This window comes from Mycobacterium mantenii (assembly GCF_010731775.1).
Classification (GTDB): Bacteria; Actinomycetota; Actinomycetes; order Mycobacteriales; family Mycobacteriaceae; genus Mycobacterium; species Mycobacterium mantenii.
Genome location: NZ_AP022590.1, coordinates 2,611,573 through 2,631,896 on the forward strand (window position 1 = coordinate 2,611,573; position 20,324 = coordinate 2,631,896).

A 20,324-nucleotide genomic window follows, 5' to 3' on the forward strand; every position below is an offset into this window, starting at 1 on the left:
CTGAACTCATGCGCCGGCTCCGACCGTTGCTGCCGCCATCTTGGCGACCATCGTCTTGTCGTTCTCGACTTCGGCCAGCGTCCCGCCCAGCGCGGCGCGGATGACGCGGCCGATCTCGTCGGCCAAGAACGCGACACCTTGCACCTTGCTGACCGATTGCACGTCCACCAGGTACCTGCCCCGCAGCAGGAACGCCAGCTGGCCCAGGTTCATTTCCGGCGCGACCACCTGCGGGTAGCGCCGCAGCACCTCACCCAGGTTGGCCGGGAAGGGGTTCAGGTAACGCAGGTGCGCGTGCGCCACCTTGATGCCCTTGCGCCGCGCGCGCCGGCAGGCCTCGCCAATCGGACCATAGGAGCTGCCCCAGCCGATCAGGAGCAGCTCGGCGTCGCCGGTCGGGTCGTCGACTTCTAGGTCGGGGACGGAAATCCCGTCGATCTTGGCCTGGCGCAACCGGACCATGAGGTCGTGGTTGACCGGCTCGTAGGAAATATTGCCCGAGCCGTTCGCCGCTTCCAGCCCGCCGATGCGGTGCTCGAGCCCCGGGGTGCCGGGCACGGCGAACTGCCGCGCCAGCGTCTCCGGGTCACGCGCGTACGGCTGGAACGGCTCGTCCGGCTTGGCGAAGGTATGCGTGATGGGCTGCAGCGTGCTGACGTCCGGAATGCGCCACGGCTCTGACCCATTGGCGATTGCGCCGTCGGACAACACGATCACCGGGGTGTGGTACGACACCGCGATCCGTGCCGCCTCGAGCGCGGTCTGGAAGCAGTCCGATGGTGACCGCGGGGCCAGCACCGCGACCGGCGACTCGCCGTTGCGGCCGAACATGGCCTGCAGCAAGTCGGCCTGTTCGGTCTTGGTGGGCAACCCGGTCGAGGGCCCGCCGCGCTGCACGTCGACGACGAGCAGCGGCAGTTCGGTCATCACGGCCAGCCCGAGCGCTTCGGATTTGAGCGAGATGCCCGGGCCGGAGGTGGTGGTGACGCCCAGCGCGCCGCCGTACGAGGCGCCGATCGCCGCGCAGATGCCACCGATCTCGTCCTCGGCCTGGAAGGTGATGACGTTGAAGTTCTTGTGCTTGGACAGCTCGTGCAGGATGTCGGAGGCCGGCGTGATCGGGTAGCTGCCGAGCATGACCGGAATGTCGGCCAGCTGGCCGGCCGCCACGATGCCGTAGGCCAGCGCGGTGTTGCCCGAGATCTGGCGGTATTCGCCTGACGGCAGGGTCGCCCGGGACACCTCGTAGGTGGTGCCGAAAGCCTCGGTCGTTTCGCCGTAGTTCCAGCCCGACTTCAGCGCCAACACGTTGGCCTCCGCGACCTCGGGCTTGCGCGCGAACTTCTCCCGGATGAACTTTTCGCTGGTCTCGATCGGCCGCCCGTACATCCACGACAACAGGCCCAGCGCGAACATGTTCTTGGCGCGCTGCCCGTCCTTCTTCGTGGCGCCGATCGTTTCGACCGCCCCGAGTGTCAGCGTGGTCATCGCGACCGAATGCACCACGTAGTCCGACAACTCGTCGCTCTCCAGCGGGTTGGTTACGTAGCCCACCTTGGTCAGGTTGCGCTTGGTGAACTCGTCGGAGTTCGCGATCACCATTCCGCCGCGGGGCAAGTCACCGATATTGGCTTTGAGCGCAGCGGGATTCATCGCGACGAGGACGTCGGGCCGGTCGCCGGCGGTCAGGATGTCGTAGTCGGCGATCTGAATCTGGAAGGACGAGACGCCGGGCAGCGTGCCTGCGGGGGCGCGGATCTCGGCCGGGTAATTGGGCTGGGTCGCCAGGTCATTGCCGAAAAGCGCTGCCTCGGACGTGAATCGGTCTCCGGTGAGCTGCATGCCATCGCCGGAGTCACCGGCAAAGCGGATGACGACTTGTTCGAGGCGCTGACGGGAAGATCCGGTGGGGGAAGCCCCATTCTGTGAGTCTGATCCGGCTCCGCTGCCGTTCGGATCCACGTCTTTGCCCTCCACTTTGTTCACCGGACAGAAACTCCGCCGACGTTCCAGGTTACGCGCCGTTGGAGCGGCCTCAGCGCACCAGCGCTTTTATGTCACTGCCGGTATCAATTATGGCATTTCTTTGAGGGCTGTATGACCGTCTCTTATGCATCCCACGCCGCTGTTTTGTCGGCAAAACACGAAGTCAGGCGGGGCTACTAGCGAGTATGAATAACAAACTGTGTTGTTGGTCACGTCTTGAACGTTAACTACCGTCGTCCATACCGTGTCGGCCTTCGGTAGCCGCGATTTCGGCGCCGAATTTTGTTCCCGCCGTTTCCGGCATCGCGACCAGATACAGCACGAAACCGACCGCGGCGAGCGCACCCAGGAAGACGAATGCGGCGTTGTAGCCGGCCGCGACCACGATCGAGCCCGCGACAAGGTTCGAGACCGCGGCGCCGGCGCCCGTCGCGGCCGTTATCGCCCCCAGGCTGACATTGAATCGACCGCTCCCGTGCGTCACGTCCTGCACGACGAGGGGAAACAGCGCGCCGAACACGCCGGCTCCGACGCCGTCCAGCAGTTGCACGCCCACCAGCCAATAGGAGTTGGCCGACCACGTGTAGAGAAATCCGCGGGCGGCCAGGACCGCGAAGCCGACCAGAAAGATCGGCTTGCGGCCCCACGAATCTGCCTTGGCCCCGGCCAGGTAAGCCACCGGCACCATGACGACCTGCGCGGCGACGATGCAGCCGGCCATCAGGGCGGTCCCCAGGTCCTTGTTGTGCAACGCCAGCAACTGACCGACCAGGGGCAGCATGGCCGCGTTGGCGAAGTGGAAGGCGATGACCGTGGCCGCGAAGACCATCAGCCGGCGGTTGCCCAGCAGCGCCGTCAGCCGCGACGGGACCTGATGCGGTTCCCCGGGGAGATGGTCCATACCCCGCGCGACGTCGTGGTCGATCGCGTCACCCGGAATCCACAGCGTCGCAACCACGCTGGCGGCCGCCATGGCGGCCAGCACCCAGAACACCACCACTGGTCCGGAGAAGTAGGCCAAGCCGCCGGTGAGCGCCGCGGCGCAGGCATTCCCGGCGTGGTTGAACGACTCATTTCGTCCGATCCGCCGCGAGAACCGGCGGGAGCCGACGACACCCAGCGTGATCGCGGCCAGCGCCGGGGCGAAAACGGATCCGGCGATCCCGGTGAGCGCCTGCAGCACGGAGATCGAATACAAGTCGGGGAACAACGGCATCGCCAGCGATGCCGTCGTGATCGTCAGCGCACCGACGATGATCAGCGCCCGTTTCGCGGTGGTTCTGTCCACCAAGGCACCGGCCGGGGCCTGCGCGACGATGGCCCCGATGCCGCCGACCGCCATCACGAACCCGATCGACTCCTGGTCCCAGTGATGGGTCAGCAGCAGGTAGATCGACAGATAAGGGCCCAAGCCGTCACGAACGTCGGCCAGCAGGAAGTTCAGCAGATCCAGGCCGTGCGCAAGACGCCGTGGGACGGCATCAGCGCTCTCATCGGGCGTGCGGGAGCGCTCCAGGATCTAGTTAGGCGCTCTTGTCCCGGCGTTCCGACCGGGAAGGCTTGCGTGGCACGATGGTCGGCAACACGTTGTCCTGGACGGTCTCCTTGGTCACCACGACCTTGGCGACGTCGTCGCGGCTCGGGATGTCATACATCACTGGCAGCAGGACCTCTTCCATGATGGCCCGCAGCCCCCGGGCCCCGGTGCCGCGGTGGATCGCCTGGTCGGCGATCGCTTCCAGGGCGTCGTCGGTGAACTCGAGCTCCACGCTGTCCATTTCGAAGAGCCGGGTGTACTGCTTGACCAGCGCGTTCTTCGGCTCGGAGAGGATCTTGACCAGCGACTCGCGGTCCAGGTTGGTGACCGAGGCGACCACCGGGAGCCGGCCGATGAACTCGGGGATCAGGCCGAACTTGATCAGGTCTTCGGGCATCACGTCGGAGAAGTGGTCGGTGGTGTCGATCTCGGCCTTGGAGCGCACCTCGGCGCCGAAGCCCAGGCCGCGCTTGCCGACCCGCTCGTAGATGATCTTCTCCAGGCCGGCGAACGCCCCCGCGACGATGAACAGCACGTTGGTGGTGTCGATCTGGATGAACTCTTGGTGCGGGTGCTTGCGGCCGCCCTGCGGGGGCACCGAGGCCTGGGTGCCCTCCAGGATCTTCAGCAGCGCCTGCTGGACGCCCTCCCCGGAGACGTCGCGGGTGATCGACGGGTTCTCGCTCTTGCGAGCGATCTTGTCGACCTCGTCGATGTAGATGATGCCGGTCTCGGCGCGCTTCACGTCGTAGTCGGCGGCCTGGATCAGCTTCAGCAAGATGTTTTCGACGTCCTCGCCGACGTAACCGGCTTCGGTGAGGGCGGTGGCGTCGGCGATGGCGAACGGGACATTGAGCATCTTGGCGAGCGTCTGGGCCAGGTAGGTCTTGCCGCACCCGGTCGGCCCGAGCATCAAGATGTTGGACTTCGTCAGCTCGACCGGCTCGTGCCGCGAATCCCGACCCTTCTCGCCGGCCTGGATCCGCTTGTAGTGGTTGTAGACTGCGACGGCAAGCGTGCGCTTGGCGGTGTCCTGCCCGATGACGTATCCCTCGAGGAACTCCCGGATCTCGATCGGTTTGGGGAGTTCATCGAGCTTCACGTCGTCGGCGTCGGCGAGCTCCTCTTCGATGATCTCGTTGCAGAGATCGATGCACTCATCGCAGATGTATACGCCGGGGCCAGCAATGAGTTTCTTGACTTGCTTTTGGCTCTTCCCGCAGAACGAGCACTTCAGCAGGTCACCGCCGTCTCCGATGCGCGCCATGGTGCTGAGGGCCTACTTCCTGTTCGCCGTTGGTCTTGCCTGTCCCCGCATGTATTCACCGACGCTACCCGTTGGATCGGGCCCGACGCGACAATAAGTGCCGAATCGCGTCAGTGGTATTCATGCAACGTCCGTATGGATGAAACATATAGCCAGACGGTGCCCGTCACTCGCGAAAGGCGCGCTTTGCGTGTCTTTGGCGTGTCGCGGTCGTAATACGACCGAGGCTGGCTGCCCTCCGACCGTGCTTCGGTGTGGAGGTGCCAACCCAACGCCAATAATCATGCGAGGCCTGGGTGGACCCCCAACAAATCACCCTACAGTGGCGACGTGGGTTTGGCTGTGGACGCTGCATGGCCCAGCGGATTCGTGCTGCTCGACGGCGGCTTGGCCACCGAGCTCGAGGCGCGCGGTCATGACCTGTCCGACCCGTTGTGGTCGGCCCGGCTGCTCACGGATGCGCCGCAGGAGATCGTCGCCGTGCACGCCGCCTACCTCCGCGCCGGGGCGAAGATCGCGACGACGGCCAGCTACCAGGCGTCGTTCGAGGGGTTCGCGGCCCGCGGGATCGATCGACGAAAGGCCGCCGGGCTGTTGCGCCGCAGCGTCGAGCTCGCCCGGGCCGCGCGGGACGAGGCCGGCGCCGACGGCGTGCTCGTCGCCGCGTCCATCGGCCCGTACGGCGCGGCGTTGGCCGACGGATCGGAGTACCGCGGCCGCTACGGTCTGTCCGTGGCGGCCCTGGAGCGATGGCATCGGCCCCGGCTGGAGACCCTGGCCGGCGCCGGTCCCGACGTCCTCGCCTGCGAAACCGTGCCCGACGTCGACGAGGCGCAGGCCCTGGTCGAACTGGTCCGCTCGGTCGGGAAACCGGCCTGGCTGAGCTACACCATCGACGGGGATAGGACTCGCGCCGGGCAACCGCTGGCCGACGCGTTCGCGGTGGCGGCCGGCGTCGACGAGATTGTGGCGATCGGGGTCAACTGCTGCGCGCCCGACGACGTGACGCCCGCGATCGCGGCCGCAACGGCCGTCGGCAAACCCGTCATCGTCTACCCGAACAGCGGTGAACGCTGGGATGCCGTGCGGCACAGCTGGATCGGCCCGTCGCGATTCAGCACGAACCTCGCGGCGGAGTGGATCGCGGCCGGCGCGCGCATCGTCGGAGGATGCTGCCGGATCGGGCCCGCCGACATCGCCGCGCTGGCGGCCGTCGTCCCGCGAGCGTAACCAGGCGGCGATTTCCGGTGCCGATATTCGCAATGCGGTTACGCCCGCGAAAGCCCAGCTGCTAGGCGGTCTGCGCCGAAAGCTTCCGGTACTCCAGCACGGTGTCGATGATCCCGTAATCCTTGGCCTCTTCGGCGGTCAGGATTTTGTCGCGGTCGGTGTCCTTGCGGATCACCGAGGGCTCCTTGTTGGTGTGCCGGGCGAGCGTGGTCTCCATCAGCGTGCGCATCCGCTCGATCTCGGCGGCCTGAATCTCCAGATCGGAGAACTGGCCCTGGATCACGCCCTGCAGCGACGGCTGGTGGATGAGCACCCGGGCGTTGGGCAGCGCCATCCGCTTGCCCGGCGTTCCGGCGGCCAGCAACACCGCCGCCGCCGAAGCGGCCTGTCCCAGGCACACCGTTTGGATGTCGGCGCGCACGTACTGCATGGTGTCGTAAATCGCCATCAGCGACGTGAATCCGCCGCCGGGCGAGTTGATGTACATGGTGATGTCGCGGTCAGGGTCCAGCGACTCAAGCACCAGCAACTGCGCCATGATGTCGTTCGCCGACGCGTCGTCGACCTGGACGCCGAGGAAGATGATGCGTTCCTCGAACAGCTTGTTGTACGGGTTGGACTCTTTGACGCCGAAGCTCGAGTGCTCGATGAACGACGGCAGGATGTAGCGCGCCTGGGGCTGGGTTTCGGGGTTCATCGGGCTTCTCCATTGGTGATGTGGGCGGCGCGGGTGATGATGTGGTCGACGAACCCGTATTCCAGGGCTTCCGGCGCGGTGAACCAGCGGTCACGGTCGGAGTCGGCCTCGATGCGCTCGATCGTCTGGCCGGTGAACTCGGCGTTGAGCCGGAACATCTCCTTCTTGATGACATGGAACTGCTCGGCCTGGATGGCGATGTCGGCCGCGCTGCCGGTCACCCCGCCGAGCGGTTGGTGCATCAGGATGCGGGCGTGCGGCAGCGCGTAGCGCTTGCCCTTGGTGCCGGCGGCCAACAAGAACTCACCCATCGATGCGGCCATGCCCATCGCGTAGGTGGCGATGTCACACGGCGCCAGCACCATGGTGTCGTAGATCGCCATTCCGGCGCTGATCGATCCACCCGGCGAGTTGATATAGAGGTTGATGTCCTTGGTCGCGTCCTCGGCGGCGAGTAGCAGAATCTGCGCGCACAGCCGATTGGCGATCTCGTCGTTCACCTCCGAACCCAGGAAGATGATGCGCTCGGACAGCAAGCGCTCATAGACCGAGTCCGTGAGGTTGAGACCCTGCGAGTTTGAACGCATGTCAGTCACGACTGGGTTACCTGCTTTCTACGAGATCTGTATTCACGACACTAACCAACCGCGCCGACTGTTTCGCGGCCACGCGCCCCTGAAACGGGCGCGTTCGCTCACAGCTTCATGGCGCGGTCACTCCCCCGCGGCGGCCTCGTCCGAGTCTTCGTCGGCCCCGTTGCCGTCGGCCTCCTCCGCCTCGCCAGCCGGCACGGCTGCGTCGGCCTCCGCATTCGAATTGTCGGCCTCCTCCGCCTCGCCAGCCGGCACGGCTGCGTCGGCCTCCGCTCGCTTGCCGAAGAACTCACTGGTGTCGATGGTGTTTCCGGCGGTATCGGTGACGGTCGCCGACCGGATCACCTCGGCGATGGCCAGCGCCCGGCGCACATCGGCGAACATGGCCGGCAGCTGGTTGTTCTCCTGTAGGTAGGCCACCAACTGCTGGGGCTCGATGCCGTATTGCCGCGACGTCGCCACCAGCCGCTCGGTCAGATCGTCCTGGCCGACCTGGACCTGAAGCTCGTCGGCCAGGGCGTCCAACAGCAGCTGCCGTTTGACGTCCGTCTCGGCGGCCGTGCGCGTCTCGGTTTCGAACTCTTCGCGGGACTTGCCCTGCTGGGCCAGCACTTCCTCGAGCTTGGATTCGTCGTGGTCGAGGCTGTGCAGGGCGTTGTGCAGTGCGCTGTCGACCTGGGCTTTCACGATCGCTTCCGGCAGCGGCACCTCGACCTGCTCGAGCAGTGTGTCCAGGGCGGCCTCGCGAATGTTTTCGGCTTGCTGGGCGCGCTTGGTGCGGCCGACCTGGTCGCGCAGGTTGGACTTCAGCTCCTCGATGGTGTCGAACTCGCTGGCCAGTTGCGCGAATTCGTCGTCGGGCTCGGGCAGCTCTCGTTCCTTGATCGACTTGACCGTGACGGTCACCTGCGCGTCCTTGCCCGCGTGCTCGCCGGTCGCCAGCTGCGCGGTGAATTCCTTGGATTCGTCGACGGACAAACCGATGAGGGCTTCGTCCAGGCCGGCGATCAGCCGGCCCGAGCCGACTTCGTGGGACAGGCCTTGCGCGGCGGCGCCCGGGATCTCTTCGCCGTCGATGGTGGCCGACAGGTCGATCGAAACGAAGTCACCGTCGGCGACGGGGCGGTCCACCCCGGTCAGCGTGCCAAATCGGGCGCGCAGCGACTGCAGTTCGGCGTCGACGTCGTCCTCGCTGACCTCGATCGGGTCCACCGAGACCTTCAACTCGCCGGGGTCCGGCAGGGTGAGCCTGGGGCGGACGTCGACCTCGGCGGTGAAGGCGAGCTCCTCGCCGTACTCCTTCTTGGTGACCTCGATCTCGGGCTGGCCCAGGGGGTGCACCTCCGACTCGGCGACGGCCTGCCCGTAGCGTGCGGGCAACGCCTCGCTGACGACCTGGTCGAGCATCGCCTCGCGGCCGAACCGGGCCTCCAGCAACTTCGCCGGCGCCTTGCCGGGACGGAACCCGGGCAGTCGCACCTGCCGGGCCAGTTCCTTGTAGGCGCGCTGGAAGTCGGGCTCGAGTTCTGAGAAAGGAACCTCCACGTTGATGCGCACCCGGGTGGGGCTCAACTGCTCGACGGTGCTCTTCACGGGTGTGCTCCTCAGTCCTCGTTCTGGCTCGTTGTTCGCGGTCGGTGGGCCGTGCGCAGGGCACGGGGCCGGTCGTGCTGGTCGGGGTGACAGGATTTGAACCTGCGGCCTTCCGCTCCCAAAGCGGATGCGCTACCAAGCTGCGCTACACCCCGCGCTGACCTCGATGATCCTAAGGCCCCTCACCACCGGGTTGGCCACGGGCTTCGCAGCGACGTCGCAGACCTCACGGAGCGATCACAAAACCGAGTCGATTAGATTTGATCTCCGTCGCCAGCTACAGTCACGCTCGACTAAATACATGCGGGCGTAGCTCAATGGTAGAGCCCTAGTCTTCCAAACTAGCTACGCGGGTTCGATTCCCGTCGCCCGCTCGGGCTAACTATCTGCTCGATAGAGAGGCGCCATGAGCGACCTGATGACCGACGCGTCAATCCACGGCTCATGCGCGTCGGACTTCGTCGGGGTTCGCGACGCATTCGAGCGCAATTTCACCCTCGGCGACGATGTCGGCGCGGCCGTCGCGGTGTGGGTCGACGGGTCTCTGGTCGTCAATCTGTGGGGCGGCTGGGCCGACGCGGCCCGCACCCGACCGTGGCAGCAGAACACCCTGACCACGGTGTTGTCCGGTACGAAGGGCTTGTCGGCCACCTGCGTGCACCAACTCGCCGACCGCGGCGAGCTGGACCTGCACGCTCCGGTGGCCCGCTACTGGCCCGAGTTCGCCCAGGCGGGCAAACAAGACATCACGCTGGCGATGGTGATGAGCCACCGCTCCGGGGTGATCGGCCCGCGCGCCCGGATGCGGTGGGAGCAGGTCGCCGACTGGGACTACGTCTGCGAACAGCTGGCCGCCGCCGAGCCGTGGTGGGAGCCGGGCACCGCGCAGGGCTACCACATGACCACCTTCGGTTTCATCATGGGCGAGGTGTTCCGCAGGGTGACGGGCCGGACCATCGGCCAATACCTGCGCACCGAGATTGCCGAACCGTTCGGTGCCGACGTCCACATCGGGTTGCCGCTGAGCGAACAACATCGCTGCGCCGAGCGGGTCAACAAGCCGCACGCCCGCGACCTGCTGGCCGACGCGAACGCCCCCGGCTACCCGACCAGCCTGGCCGAGCACCCCAAGGCGGGGCTGTCCATCTCGATGGGGTTCGCCCCCGATGACGAACTCGGCTCGCACGACCTGGACCTGTGGCGCGAACTCGAGTTCCCCGGCACCAACGGGCAGGTCTCGGCGCTGGGATTGGCGACGTTCTACAACGCGCTCGCCCAGGAGAAGGTGCTCAGCCGCGAGCACATGGACCTGGTGCGGGTCTGCCAGGGCGGCCTGGACACCGATCTGGTGCTGGGGCCGCGGGTCGCCGACCACGGATGGGGTTTGGGTTACATGCTCAACCAGCGATGCGTCAACGGACCCAACCCGCGGATCTTCGGCCACGGTGGGCTGGGCGGCTCGTTCGGGTTCGTCGACCTGGAGCACCGCATCGGTTACGCCTATGTGGCGAATCACTTCGATCCCACCAAGGCCAACGCGGATCCCCGCAGCCTGGTCCTGTCCAACGAGGTCTACTCCGTGCTGGGAGTCATCTAGCTCGCACCGACGAGAAGCGCGCCCCGCCGGGTGTCGGCAGGGCACGCTGTGACTACGCGGACGTGTGTCGGATCAGGGATGCCAGCCGGGAGGCGGCGGTGGCCCGCCCGGCCCGCCGGGGCCCCAAGGTCCCCCCGGAGGCGGTCCAGGGTGGCCCCAGCCCGGTTGCGGCCCAGGCGGTCCCCCGCGCCAGTCGTGGCAGTTGTTCCAGTCCCAGTTGTTGCCCCAGCCCGGGTCCCACCACTCACCCGGACACCATTGCGGGAAGGGTCCGGGGTGGGCCTGCGCCTCAGTCGCGACGCCCAAGCCCGCCAAACCCAGCCCGCCGATTGCGAGAGCCGTTGCGGCCAAACGTGGAAGAGTTTTCACGAAAGCACTTTTACCCATATCGGTGCTTTGGCTAAACAAGTGCCGCCAGTGTCTTGCGCTGAGAGATTCCTGCCAATCCGCAGCGCCGCCCCGGCTTCGGTTTGGCCGGGTGCCGCTGCCTCATTTCTGGCATGTCGAGCACCAGAAGACGTTTCGGCCTTCCAGCACCGTCGTGCGGATCGGATCGCCGGAGACGCGGCAGGGCTCGCCGGCGCGCCGGTAGACGTAGGTGCGGGGCCGGTCGGGCCGGTACGACGGCGCGCCATGGTCGTGTTCGGGCCGCACCACGATGATCTTGCCGCGACGCAATCCGACCTTCATCAGCGCGACCAAATCGGTCCAGGCCGCGGCGAACTCGTCCTCGCCGACGTTGCGGCCGGGCCGGAACGGGTCGATCGCGTGGCGGAACAGCAACTCGCTGCGGTAGACGTTGCCCACCCCGGCCATCACCGTCTGATCCATCAACAGCGCGCCAATGGGCCTGCGGGACTTGGCAATGCGCTTCCACGCCCAGGACGGATCGGCGTCGCCGCGCAACGGGTCGGGGCCCAGCCGGGCCAGGACGTCGCTGACTTGGCCCTCGTCGATGACTTCGCACACCGTCGGGCCGCGCAGGTCGGTGCCATAGTCGGCGCCGACCATGCGCATCCGCACCTGCCCCGTCGCCTCGGGTAGCAGCCCGTCCCCGGGGCGTTCCCATTCGGTGAAGGCGCCGTACAAGCCGAGGTGCACGTGCACGATCGGGCCGCCGGAGTAGTGGTGAAACAGGTGTTTGCCCCACGCGCTGGTGCGCTGCAACACCCGGCCGTCCACCACCGCGGCCGAATCGGCGAAGCGGCCCTGCGGGCTGGACACCGCGACGGGGGCGCCGGCGTATCGGCGTTGGTGCAGCCGGGCGAGCCGGTGCAGGGTATGCCCTTCGGGCACGCGCAGACCTTTCCGGCGTCAGCCCGCCGCGCCGGGCACCGGCGGGGCTTGGTGGGTGCGTTCGTACTCGGCGAGTATGTCGATACGCCGTTGGTGGCGTGGGGCTTTCGACCACGGCGTGGTCAGGAAGGCGTCGACGATGGTCAGCGCCTCGGCCACGGTGTGCATCCGACCGCCGATGCCGATCAGTTGGGCGTTGTTGTGTTCGCGGGCCAGCGCCGCGGTTTCGACGCTCCAGGCCAGCGCGCAGCGGGCGCCGGGGACCTTGTTGGCGGCGATCTGTTCGCCGTTGCCCGACCCGCCCAGCACGATGCCCAGGCTGTCCGGGTCGGCCACCGTGCGTGTCGCGGCGGCGATGCAGAAGGCCGGGTAATCGTCTTCGGCGTCGTAGCTGAAGGCGCCGCAGTCGATCGGCTCGTGCCCGGATTTCGTGAGGTGGTCGATGATCTGCTGCTTGAGCTCGAATCCGGCGTGGTCAGAGCCGAGGTAGACGCGCATGCCCGCAATCCTTACACAGCCACCCGCCGCCCTGTTCGCGGCGATCGCACGCGGGGCTCTAGTCGAATTCGGGCTTCTCGGTGCGGCTGCGCTTGAGCTCGAAGAAGTGCGGGTAGGACGCGAAGGTCACCGAGGCGTCCCACAGCTTGCCCGCTTCCTCACCGCGCGGAATCCTGGAGAGCACCGGCCCGAAGAACGCCACATCGTTGACGTGGATGGTCGGTGTGCCGACGTCGTCGCCGACCGCGTCCATACCGGCGTGGTGGCTTTTGCGCAGGGCCTCGTCGTACGCGTCGCTGTTGGCGGCCTCCGCCAACTCGGCCGGCAGGCCCACGTCGGCCAGCGCCAGCTTGATCACGTCATCGAGCTCTTTGTTGCCCTCGTTGTGGATCCGGGTTCCCATCGCGGTGTACAGCGGTGCCAGCACCTCGGAGCCGTGGGCCTGCTCGGCGGCGATCGCCACCCGCACCGGACCGAAGGCGTTCGCCAACCGTTCGCGGTATTCGTCGGGCAGACCCTCACGGTTTTCGTTGAGCACCGCCAGGCTCATCACGTGGAAGTTCACCTCGATGTCGCGAACCTTCTCGACCTCGAGGATCCAGCGCGAGGTGATCCATGCCCACGGACACAGCGGATCGAACCAGAAATCGGCTTTGTTCTTCGCGGCGGCGGTGTCAGGCATGGCGCATCCTCTCGTCGGTGAAAAGTCTGATCTGCACAACCGTAGGCGTCTGCATCCTGTTCCCGCTTTGCCCGACCCGTAAGTTGGACTCGTGGCTCTCCCGAATCTCACCCGCGAACAAGCTGTCGAGCGCGCCGCTCTGATCACCGTCGCCAGCTACCAAATCGACCTCGATCTCACCGACGGCTCCGGTCCCGGTGGCCCTCCGGGTGAACGGACCTTCCGCTCGGTCACCACCGTCGTGTTCGACGCGCTCGCCGGCGCAGACTCGGTCATCGACATCGCCGCCGACACCATCCGCAGCGCGACGCTCAACGGACACGATCTGGATGTCTCCGGCTACGACGAGTCGACGGGTATCCCCCTGGTCGGGCTGGCCGACCGCAACGTCGTCGTGGTCGACGCCGACTGCCGTTACTCCAACACCGGTGAGGGTCTGCATCGGTTCGTCGACCCGGTTGACAACGAGACCTACCTGTACTCGCAGTTTGAGACCGCCGACGCCAAGCGCATGTTCGCCTGCTTCGACCAGCCCGACTTGAAGGCGACCTTCGACGTGCGGGTGACCGCGCCCGCGCATTGGAAGGTGATCTCCAACGGTGCGACGGTGTCGGTGAACGAGGGCCTGCACACCTTTGCCACCACGCCGCGGATGAGCACCTATCTGGTGGCCCTGATCGCCGGCCCGTACGCCGAGTGGAACGACTCCTACACCGACGAGCACGGCGAGATCCCGCTGGGCATCTTCTGCCGGTCGTCGCTGGCCCAACATATGGACGCCGAGCGGCTGTTCACCCAGACCAAGCAGGGATTTGCCTTCTACCACAAGAACTTTGGCCTGCCCTACGCGTTCGGGAAGTACGATCAGCTGTTCGTCCCCGAATTTAACGCCGGCGCAATGGAAAACGCGGGTGCGGTGACATTCCTCGAGGACTACGTCTTCCGCAGCAAGGTCACCCGGGCCTCCTACGAGCGGCGCGCCGAGACCGTGCTGCACGAGATGGCGCATATGTGGTTCGGCGACCTGGTCACCATGGCCTGGTGGGACGACTTGTGGCTGAACGAGTCCTTCGCGACCTTCGCATCGGTGCTGTGCCAAAGCGAGGCAACGGAATTCACCGAGGCGTGGACGACGTTCGCGACGGTCGAGAAGTCGTGGGCGTACCGCCAGGATCAATTGCCCTCGACGCATCCGATTGCCGCCGATATCCCCGACCTGGCCGCGGTCGAGGTGAACTTCGACGGCATCACCTACGCCAAGGGCGCCTCGGTGCTCAAGCAGCTGGTCGCCTACGTCGGGTTGGAGCACTTCCTGGCCGGGCTGCGTGATTACTTCCGGGCCCACGCCTTCGGCAACGCCACGTTCGACGATCTGGTCGCCGCGCTCGAGCAGGCGTCCGGGCGGGATCTGTCCGACTGGGGCCAGCAGTGGCTGAAGACGACCGGGCTGAACACGCTGCGGCCGGAGTTCGATGTGGACTCAGGCGGCAAGTTCACCCGGTTCGCGGTGACCCAGAGCGCCGCCGCGCCGGGCGCCGGCGAAACCCGAGTGCACCGCCTGGCGGTCGGGATCTACGACGACAGCGACTCCAGTGGCACCGGAAAGCTGGTGCGGGTGCACCGCGAGGAACTCGACGTCGAGGGCCCGGTCACCGAAGTTCCTGGGCTGGTTGGTGTTTCGCGGGGCCAGCTGGTGCTGGTCAATGACGACGACCTGACGTATTGCTCGCTACGGCTGGACGCCGACTCGCTGCGCACCGCGCTGGAGCGCATCGCCGACATCGCCGAGCCGCTGCCCCGCTCGCTGGTCTGGTCGGCCGCCTGGGAGATGACGCGCGAGGCCGAGCTGCGGGCCCGCGACTTCGTGGCCCTGGTGACCGGCGGCGTGCACGCCGAATCCGAAGTCGGTGTGGCACAACGGCTCCTGCTGCAGGCGCAGACCGCGTTGACGTCCTACGCCGAGCAGGGCTGGGCGCGCGAGCACGGCTGGCCGCAATTCGCCGACCGGCTGCTGGAGTTGGCGCGCGCCGCGCGGCCCGGCTCGGATCACCAACTCGCCTTCGTCAACACGCTGTGCTCGTCGGTGCTGTCGACCGACCATGTTGCGATGCTGGCGGGTCTGCTCGACCGTGACCCCGCCGAGTTGGGGCTGGCCGGGCTCGAAATCGATACGGACCTGCGGTGGCGGATCGTGACGGCGCTGGCCACCGCGGGCAAGGTCGACGCCGACGGGCCCGCGACGCCGTTCATCGATGCCGAGATCCAGCGCGACCCGACCGCCGCCGGGAAGCGGCACGGCGCCCAGGCCGCGACAGCGCGTCCTCAGCTGCAGGTCAAGGAGCAGGCCTGGACGACGGTGGTCGAGGACGACACCCTGGCCAACATCACCGCCCGCTCGATCATCGCGGGCATCGCCCCCGCCGGGCAGGCCGAGTTGCTCAAGCCGTTCACCGCGCGCTATTTCGAGGCGATCTCGGGAGTCTGGGCGCGCCGGTCCAGCGAAGTGGCCCAGACCGTGGTGATCGGCCTGTACCCGCATTGGGACATCAGCGACGAAGGCGTCGCCGCCGCGGACAAGTTCCTGTCCGACCCAGAGGTGCCGGCGGCGCTGCGACGCCTGGTGCTCGAGGGCCAGGCCGGGGTGAAGCGTTCGTTGCGGGCGCGCCGCTTCGACGCCGGCGAGGCCTGAGCCGAGACAGCGGAGGCTAAGCCGGCGAAATCCCGGCGCTCAGTACGCGGATCGCGCTGACCAGGCCGTCGACCAGGTCGCCGCGCTCGAACGCCGAGGACGCGGCGGCGACACCCAGCGGTGCGGCCGACTCCGCGCCCCGGCCGCGAACCTGCGTGCCGTAGACCACCTCGATGACCTTCTGGTCGGGTGAGACGGCCAGCAGCACCGCATTGTCCGGCGTCGGCACGTCGGCCAGGATCTCGCGGGCCCGCGCGGCGGTGTCGCTACCCAGATCGCCCAGATAGATCGCGAAACGCGTCTTGGATGCCCGCGAGCCGAATTTCAGCGCATCGTCCACGGCGACCAGGTCCTTGGTCGAAAACGGGAACTGCACCGACAGCTCGCCGGGCTCGGTGACCCCGGAGATCCGTCCGCTCGTGGTGATCACCGTGCCGTACGGCAGTTCGGCGGGTTCTCTCGTCGCTACCTCACCACGTGCCACTGGCGCCACCTCCAACTGAGAATTCCGACGTGCCGTGCTCACCATGTCCGCCGTGGGCGTGGCCGACATCCTCGCCGGTGGCAGCCCACAGGATCGGCGGATGCGTCCACTTCTCGCCCAACTTGTAGGCCGCTGGGTGCGGTCCCTTGTGGGACCAGATCAGCACCGACAGCGCGACCACCAGCAACAGAGGTATGCCAATGAAGATCAGGTGGATTTGCATAAGGCTCACGACGCAAACCGTATCCCACCGAGGGAGTTGCCGGCGCGACCGGACACCCGATTGTCGATCAGGCCGCGCCCTCGCCGAGATATCGGGCCCAGGCCGGATCGAGTTCCTTGACCGTCGACAGCAGCCGCCAGTGCTGTCCGGTCGGGGGCAGCGGCGCCCGGCGCAGCGCCCAGCCGAGCTCGCTGAGCAGCTTGTCGCCCTTGCGGTGGTTGCACGTCGAGCAGCACGCGACGCAGTTCTCCCACGAATGGTCACCGCCGCGGCTGCGCGGCAGCACGTGGTCGACGGTGTCCGCCTTCGCCCCGCAATAGGCGCAGCAGAACCGATCGCGGTGCATCAGCGCGGCGCGGGTCATCGGGACGCGCGCCCGGTAGGGAACGCGGACGTAGGTCCGCAACTGGATCACCGAGGGCACCACGATCGAGCTGGTCGCCGAGTGGATCACCGGGCCGGCCGGATCGTGATGGACCACGTCGGCCTTACCGCAGATCACCATGACGATCGCGCGGCGCATCGGCAGCGCGGTCAGGGGCTCATACGTGGAATTCAGCAGCAGGACCCGCCGGCGACTCCAGATGGAAGTGCTCTCCGGGCGCGCGGGCGGATGGGTTTCAACACTATGCAGCGACGACGCGGTTGTGTGCCCGGTTAACCCTGCCGCGGCTACCGGACTGCGGTGGCTGCGGCGTCTCTTGCCCTGCGCCATTGATCCTCCGCGAACAGTCCACCATGATTCGCCGCCAATCGCACCCTATTGCAGGTGAACGCCGTGTCGATCCGGTGAACACCAAGCGGGGGGTCGGGCCGCCTCCGCGCGGCGCCGCGAGGATGCACCACAATGGATGGCGATGGATCAGGTAGCAGAGTCCTTCTACGACGCGGTCGGCGGCGCCGACACTTTCCACACGATCGTGTCGCGCTTTTACGCCCAGGTTCCCGAGGACGAGATCCTGCGCGAGCTGTATCCGCTGGACGACCTCGAGGGCGCCGAAGAGCGCCTGCGGATGTTCCTCGAGCAGTACTGGGGCGGCCCGCGCACCTACTCCGACCGGCGGGGACACCCCCGGCTGCGGATGCGTCACGTGCCGTTCCGGATCACTCCCCTGGCGCGCGATGCGTGGCTGCGGTGCATGCACACGGCCGTCGCGTCCATCGATTCGCAGACGCTCGACGACGAACACCGTCGCGAGTTGCTCAACTATCTGGAAATGGCCGCCCACTCACTCGTCAACTCATCGTTTTAACACCCAGCGAACTGAACGGAGCAGGATGAGCCCCGGAGCATGGTGGTCGAACGCGGTTTTTTACCAGGTCTATCCCCGATCGTTCGCCGACAGCAACGGCGACGGTGTTGGTGACATCGACGGAATCGTCGCCCATCTGGATCACCTGGTGCGCCTGGGCGTGGAGGCGATTTGGCTCAGCCCGGTCACCGTCTCGCCGATGGCCGACCACGGCTACGACGTCGCCGATCCCCGTGACATCGACCCGCTGTTCGGCGGGATGCCCGCGATCGAACGGCTGATCGCGGCCGCGCACGAGCGGGACATCAAGATCACCATGGACGTGGTGCCCAACCACACCAGCTCGGCGCACCCGTGGTTTCAGGCCGCGCTGGCCGCGGGCCCGGGCACCGACGCGCGGGAGCGGTACTACTTCCGCGACGGCCTGGGTCCCGATGGGGCGCTGCCGCCGAACAACTGGACGTCGGTGTTCGGCGGCCCGGCCTGGACCCGGGTGGTAGAGCCCGACGGCAATCCCGGTCAGTACTACCTGCACCTGTTCGACACCGAACAGCCGGACCTGAACTGGGAACACCCGGACGTCTTCGACGACTTCGAGAAGTCGCTGCGATTTTGGCTGGACCGCGGGGTGGACGGCTTCCGCATCGACGTGGCGCACGGGATGGCCAAGCCGTCCGGCCTGCCCGACGCCGAGGAAGACATCAAGGTGTTGTCGCACAGCGACGACGATCCGCGGTTCAACCACCCGAGCGTGCACGACATCCACCGCAAGATCCGCAAGATCGTTGACGAGTACCCCGATGCGGTGACGATCGGCGAGGTATGGGTGCTGGACAACCAGCTCTGGGCGGAATACCTGCGGCCTGACGAACTGCATCTCGGCTTCAACTTCCGGTTGACCAAGATCGACTTCGACGCCGGCCAGATCCACGACGCCATCGAGAACTCGCTCGCGGCCACCGCAATCTATGACGCCGTCCCGACGTGGACGCTGTCCAACCACGACGTCGACCGCGAGGTCACCCGCTACGGTGGCGGCGAAATCGGGCTGCGCAGGGCGAAAGCCATGGCGATGGCGATGCTCGCCCTGCCGGGCACGGTGTTCATCTACAACGGCGAGGAGCTCGGGTTGCCCGACGTGTTGGACCTGCCGGACGAGGTGTTGCAGGACCCGACGTGGGAACGTTCGGGACGAACCGAGCGGGGCCGCGACAAGTGCCGGGTGCCGATTCCGTGGTCGGGCGAGGCTCCACCGTTCGGCTTCTCATCCTCACCCGACACGTGGCTACCGATGCCGAAGGAATGGGCGGCGCTGACCGTCGAAAAGCAGAGCGGCGACCCCGACTCCACCTTGTCGTTCTTCCAGCGGGCTCTCGAATTGCGAAGGCGTCGCGTGGAATTCGACGGCAAGGGCGTCCAGTGGCTGGATGCGTCCGGCGATGTGGTGATCTTCCGGCGCCCTGGTGGGCTGACCTGCGCGCTCAACAGCGGCGACGCGCCGATGCCGCTGCCGGCGGGCGAGCTGATCCTGGCGAGCGCACCGCTGCTGGACGGGAAACTACCGCCGGATTCGGCGGCCTGGCTGGCATAACCGATCGGGTCGCGCCGCCGGAGGCACGGTGGGCATTTCGCGGCCGACTGCTCTATATGTTGTGCATGGCTTCCTACGAGTGGACAGTGATCGGCGCCGGGCCGGCGGGCATCGCCGCGGTGGGACGGCTGCTGGATCACGGGGTCGCGGCCGAACGGATCGCCTGGGTCGACCCGGCCTTCGGCGCCGGCGACATCGGCCGGAAGTGGCGGTCGGTCTCGAGCAATACCCACGCCGGACTGTTTCTCGAATACTTCAACGGCGCCAAGTCATTCCGGTTCTCCGAGGCGCCGCCCATGCCGCTCAAGGAGATCGACCCGCAGGAGACCTGCGCGCTCGCACTGGTGGCCGAGCCCCTGGTTTGGATCACCGAGCAGCTGCGTGAGCAGGTCGACGCCCTCACGGCGACCGCCACCGCGTTGACCCTGCGCGATCGGCAATGGCGGATCGAGACGGACCAACACGACATCTCTTCGGAGAACGTGATCCTGGCCGTCGGCGCGGATCCCAAAAAGCTGGGCCACCCCGACCTGGCGGAGATCCCGGTCGAGGTCGCCCTGGATCCCGAAAAGCTCGCCCAGGAGCCACTCGAGGGCGCGACGGTCGCCGTGTTCGGATCGTCGCACTCGTCCATGATCGTGCTGCCGAACCTGCTGCGCCACCCCGTCAAGCGCATCGTCAACTTCTATCGCAGCCCACTGAAATACGCTGTGTATTTGGATGATTGGATACTTTTTGACGACACCGGGCTGAAGGGCCAAGCGGCCGTCTGGGCGCGGGAGAACATCGACGGGGTGCTTCCCGACCGCTTGGAGAGGTGCTGGGTATCGAGCGCGGAATTCTCCGAGACATTGGCCCAGTGTGACCGCGCCGTCTACACCGTCGGCTTCGAGCGCAGGAAGTTGCCCGAGACCCCGCAGTGGGGGCAACTCGACTACAACCGCACCAACGGAATCCTTGCCCCCGGCCTGTTCGGGGTGGGCATCGCGTTCCCCCAGTACGTCGAAGATCCCTACGGGTACGGGCAGTTCCGGGTGGGCCTGAAGAAGTTCATGGATTTTATCGACGCCGTGCTGCCGCTCTGGCTGCTCTACGGCCCGTGATCGCC

18 protein-coding genes and 2 tRNA genes are annotated in these 20,324 nt (G+C 66.8%); 7 read left to right on the forward strand and 13 right to left on the reverse strand.

Annotated elements, in window-relative coordinates; genetic code table 11:
* Positions 1 to 6 precede the first annotated feature (6 nt).
* The 3 genes from G6N50_RS11725 to clpX all read right to left on the reverse strand — a co-directional run bounded on the left by G6N50_RS11725 (position 7) and on the right by clpX (position 4,790).
* Positions 7 to 1,962 carry a 2-oxoacid:acceptor oxidoreductase subunit alpha gene (locus G6N50_RS11725; protein ID WP_142275645.1) on the reverse strand — a complete coding sequence of 652 codons (1,956 nt, stop codon included), beginning with the start codon at positions 1,960 to 1,962 and terminating at the stop codon, positions 7 to 9.
* A 247-nt stretch (positions 1,963 to 2,209) separates the two neighbouring features.
* On the reverse strand, positions 2,210 to 3,502 hold the full coding sequence (locus G6N50_RS11730) for an MFS transporter (protein WP_083096952.1): 1,293 nt from the start codon (positions 3,500 to 3,502) through the stop codon (positions 2,210 to 2,212).
* Positions 3,503 to 3,509: 7 nt separating this feature from the next.
* Positions 3,510 to 4,790, reverse strand: coding sequence for an ATP-dependent Clp protease ATP-binding subunit ClpX (clpX, locus tag G6N50_RS11735; protein WP_067829749.1), 1,281 nt, complete (start codon positions 4,788 to 4,790; stop codon positions 3,510 to 3,512).
* 369 nt (positions 4,791 to 5,159) lie between these two features.
* Between clpX and mmuM the strand changes: the two genes are divergently transcribed.
* Complete coding sequence (gene mmuM, locus G6N50_RS11740; protein WP_083097033.1) at positions 5,160 to 6,020, forward strand: homocysteine S-methyltransferase; 861 nt, start codon at positions 5,160 to 5,162, stop codon at positions 6,018 to 6,020.
* Between the two features lie 61 nt (positions 6,021 to 6,081).
* Here the strand turns inward: mmuM and clpP2 are convergent, their stop codons facing one another.
* From clpP2 to G6N50_RS11760, 4 genes are all read right to left on the reverse strand, one after another.
* Positions 6,082 to 6,717: an ATP-dependent CLP protease proteolytic subunit ClpP2 gene (gene clpP2, locus G6N50_RS11745; RefSeq protein ID WP_083096951.1), complete on the reverse strand. Its 636-nt coding sequence runs from the start codon at positions 6,715 to 6,717 to the stop codon at positions 6,082 to 6,084.
* On the reverse strand, positions 6,714 to 7,304 hold the full coding sequence (gene clpP1 / locus G6N50_RS11750) for an ATP-dependent CLP protease proteolytic subunit ClpP1 (RefSeq protein ID WP_067829744.1): 591 nt from the start codon (positions 7,302 to 7,304) through the stop codon (positions 6,714 to 6,716). Before clpP1 ends, clpP2 begins: the two co-directional genes overlap by 4 nt.
* A 126-nt stretch (positions 7,305 to 7,430) precedes the next feature.
* Positions 7,431 to 8,903, reverse strand: coding sequence for a trigger factor (gene tig, locus G6N50_RS11755; protein ID WP_083096949.1), 1,473 nt, complete (start codon positions 8,901 to 8,903; stop codon positions 7,431 to 7,433).
* A 78-nt stretch (positions 8,904 to 8,981) separates the two neighbouring features.
* Positions 8,982 to 9,058 (reverse strand) — tRNA-Pro (locus tag G6N50_RS11760).
* 148 nt (positions 9,059 to 9,206) lie between these two features.
* Here G6N50_RS11760 and G6N50_RS11765 point away from each other — a divergent pair.
* Together G6N50_RS11765 and G6N50_RS11770 are read left to right on the forward strand one after the other, a co-directional pair.
* A tRNA-Gly gene (locus tag G6N50_RS11765) sits at positions 9,207 to 9,277 on the forward strand.
* A gap of 32 nt (positions 9,278 to 9,309) precedes the next feature.
* Positions 9,310 to 10,500: a serine hydrolase domain-containing protein gene (locus G6N50_RS11770; RefSeq protein WP_083096947.1), complete on the forward strand. Its 1,191-nt coding sequence runs from the start codon at positions 9,310 to 9,312 to the stop codon at positions 10,498 to 10,500.
* 489 nt (positions 10,501 to 10,989) lie between these two features.
* Here the strand turns inward: G6N50_RS11770 and G6N50_RS11775 are convergent, their stop codons facing one another.
* The 3 genes from G6N50_RS11775 to G6N50_RS11785 are packed head-to-tail and all read right to left on the reverse strand — an operon-like array spanning position 10,990 to position 12,976.
* On the reverse strand, positions 10,990 to 11,796 hold the full coding sequence (locus tag G6N50_RS11775; protein ID WP_083096944.1) for an Fpg/Nei family DNA glycosylase: 807 nt from the start codon (positions 11,794 to 11,796) through the stop codon (positions 10,990 to 10,992).
* 18 nt (positions 11,797 to 11,814) lie between these two features.
* The gene (locus tag G6N50_RS11780) at positions 11,815 to 12,294 is read right to left on the reverse strand and encodes a ribose-5-phosphate isomerase (RefSeq protein ID WP_083096942.1); all 480 of its coding nucleotides are present in this window, start codon (positions 12,292 to 12,294) and stop codon (positions 11,815 to 11,817) included.
* Between the two features lie 58 nt (positions 12,295 to 12,352).
* The gene (locus tag G6N50_RS11785; RefSeq protein ID WP_083096940.1) at positions 12,353 to 12,976 is read right to left on the reverse strand and encodes a mycothiol-dependent nitroreductase Rv2466c family protein; all 624 of its coding nucleotides are present in this window, start codon (positions 12,974 to 12,976) and stop codon (positions 12,353 to 12,355) included.
* A gap of 91 nt (positions 12,977 to 13,067) precedes the next feature.
* On the opposite strand from G6N50_RS11785, the gene pepN reads away from it, so the two are divergent.
* Complete coding sequence (gene pepN, locus G6N50_RS11790) at positions 13,068 to 15,665, forward strand: aminopeptidase N (protein ID WP_083096938.1); 2,598 nt, start codon at positions 13,068 to 13,070, stop codon at positions 15,663 to 15,665.
* Between the two features lie 16 nt (positions 15,666 to 15,681).
* On the opposite strand, the gene G6N50_RS11795 is transcribed toward pepN, so the two are convergent.
* From G6N50_RS11795 to G6N50_RS11805, 3 genes are all read right to left on the reverse strand, one after another.
* Positions 15,682 to 16,149: a DUF5130 domain-containing protein gene (locus G6N50_RS11795; RefSeq protein ID WP_083096937.1), complete on the reverse strand. Its 468-nt coding sequence runs from the start codon at positions 16,147 to 16,149 to the stop codon at positions 15,682 to 15,684.
* Positions 16,136 to 16,372, reverse strand: coding sequence for an aa3-type cytochrome oxidase subunit CtaJ (gene ctaJ, locus G6N50_RS11800; RefSeq protein WP_083096935.1), 237 nt, complete (start codon positions 16,370 to 16,372; stop codon positions 16,136 to 16,138). The genes G6N50_RS11795 and ctaJ overlap by 14 nt, the downstream gene beginning before the upstream one ends.
* Positions 16,373 to 16,439: 67 nt before the next feature.
* A complete protein-coding gene (locus tag G6N50_RS11805; RefSeq protein WP_083096934.1) occupies positions 16,440 to 17,087 on the reverse strand; it encodes an HNH endonuclease in 648 nt (215 codons plus the stop codon).
* A 142-nt stretch (positions 17,088 to 17,229) separates the two neighbouring features.
* Here G6N50_RS11805 and G6N50_RS11810 point away from each other — a divergent pair, with 142 nt between their 5' ends.
* The 3 genes from G6N50_RS11810 to G6N50_RS11820 all read left to right on the forward strand — a co-directional run bounded on the left by G6N50_RS11810 (position 17,230) and on the right by G6N50_RS11820 (position 20,319).
* Positions 17,230 to 17,625, forward strand: coding sequence for a globin (locus G6N50_RS11810; RefSeq protein ID WP_067830371.1), 396 nt, complete (start codon positions 17,230 to 17,232; stop codon positions 17,623 to 17,625).
* 25 nt (positions 17,626 to 17,650) lie between these two features.
* A complete protein-coding gene (locus tag G6N50_RS11815; protein ID WP_083096932.1) occupies positions 17,651 to 19,216 on the forward strand; it encodes a glycoside hydrolase family 13 protein in 1,566 nt (521 codons plus the stop codon).
* 86 nt (positions 19,217 to 19,302) lie between these two features.
* Complete coding sequence (locus G6N50_RS11820) at positions 19,303 to 20,319, forward strand: pyridine nucleotide-disulfide oxidoreductase (protein ID WP_083097031.1); 1,017 nt, start codon at positions 19,303 to 19,305, stop codon at positions 20,317 to 20,319.
* Positions 20,320 to 20,324: the final 5 nt, after the last annotated feature.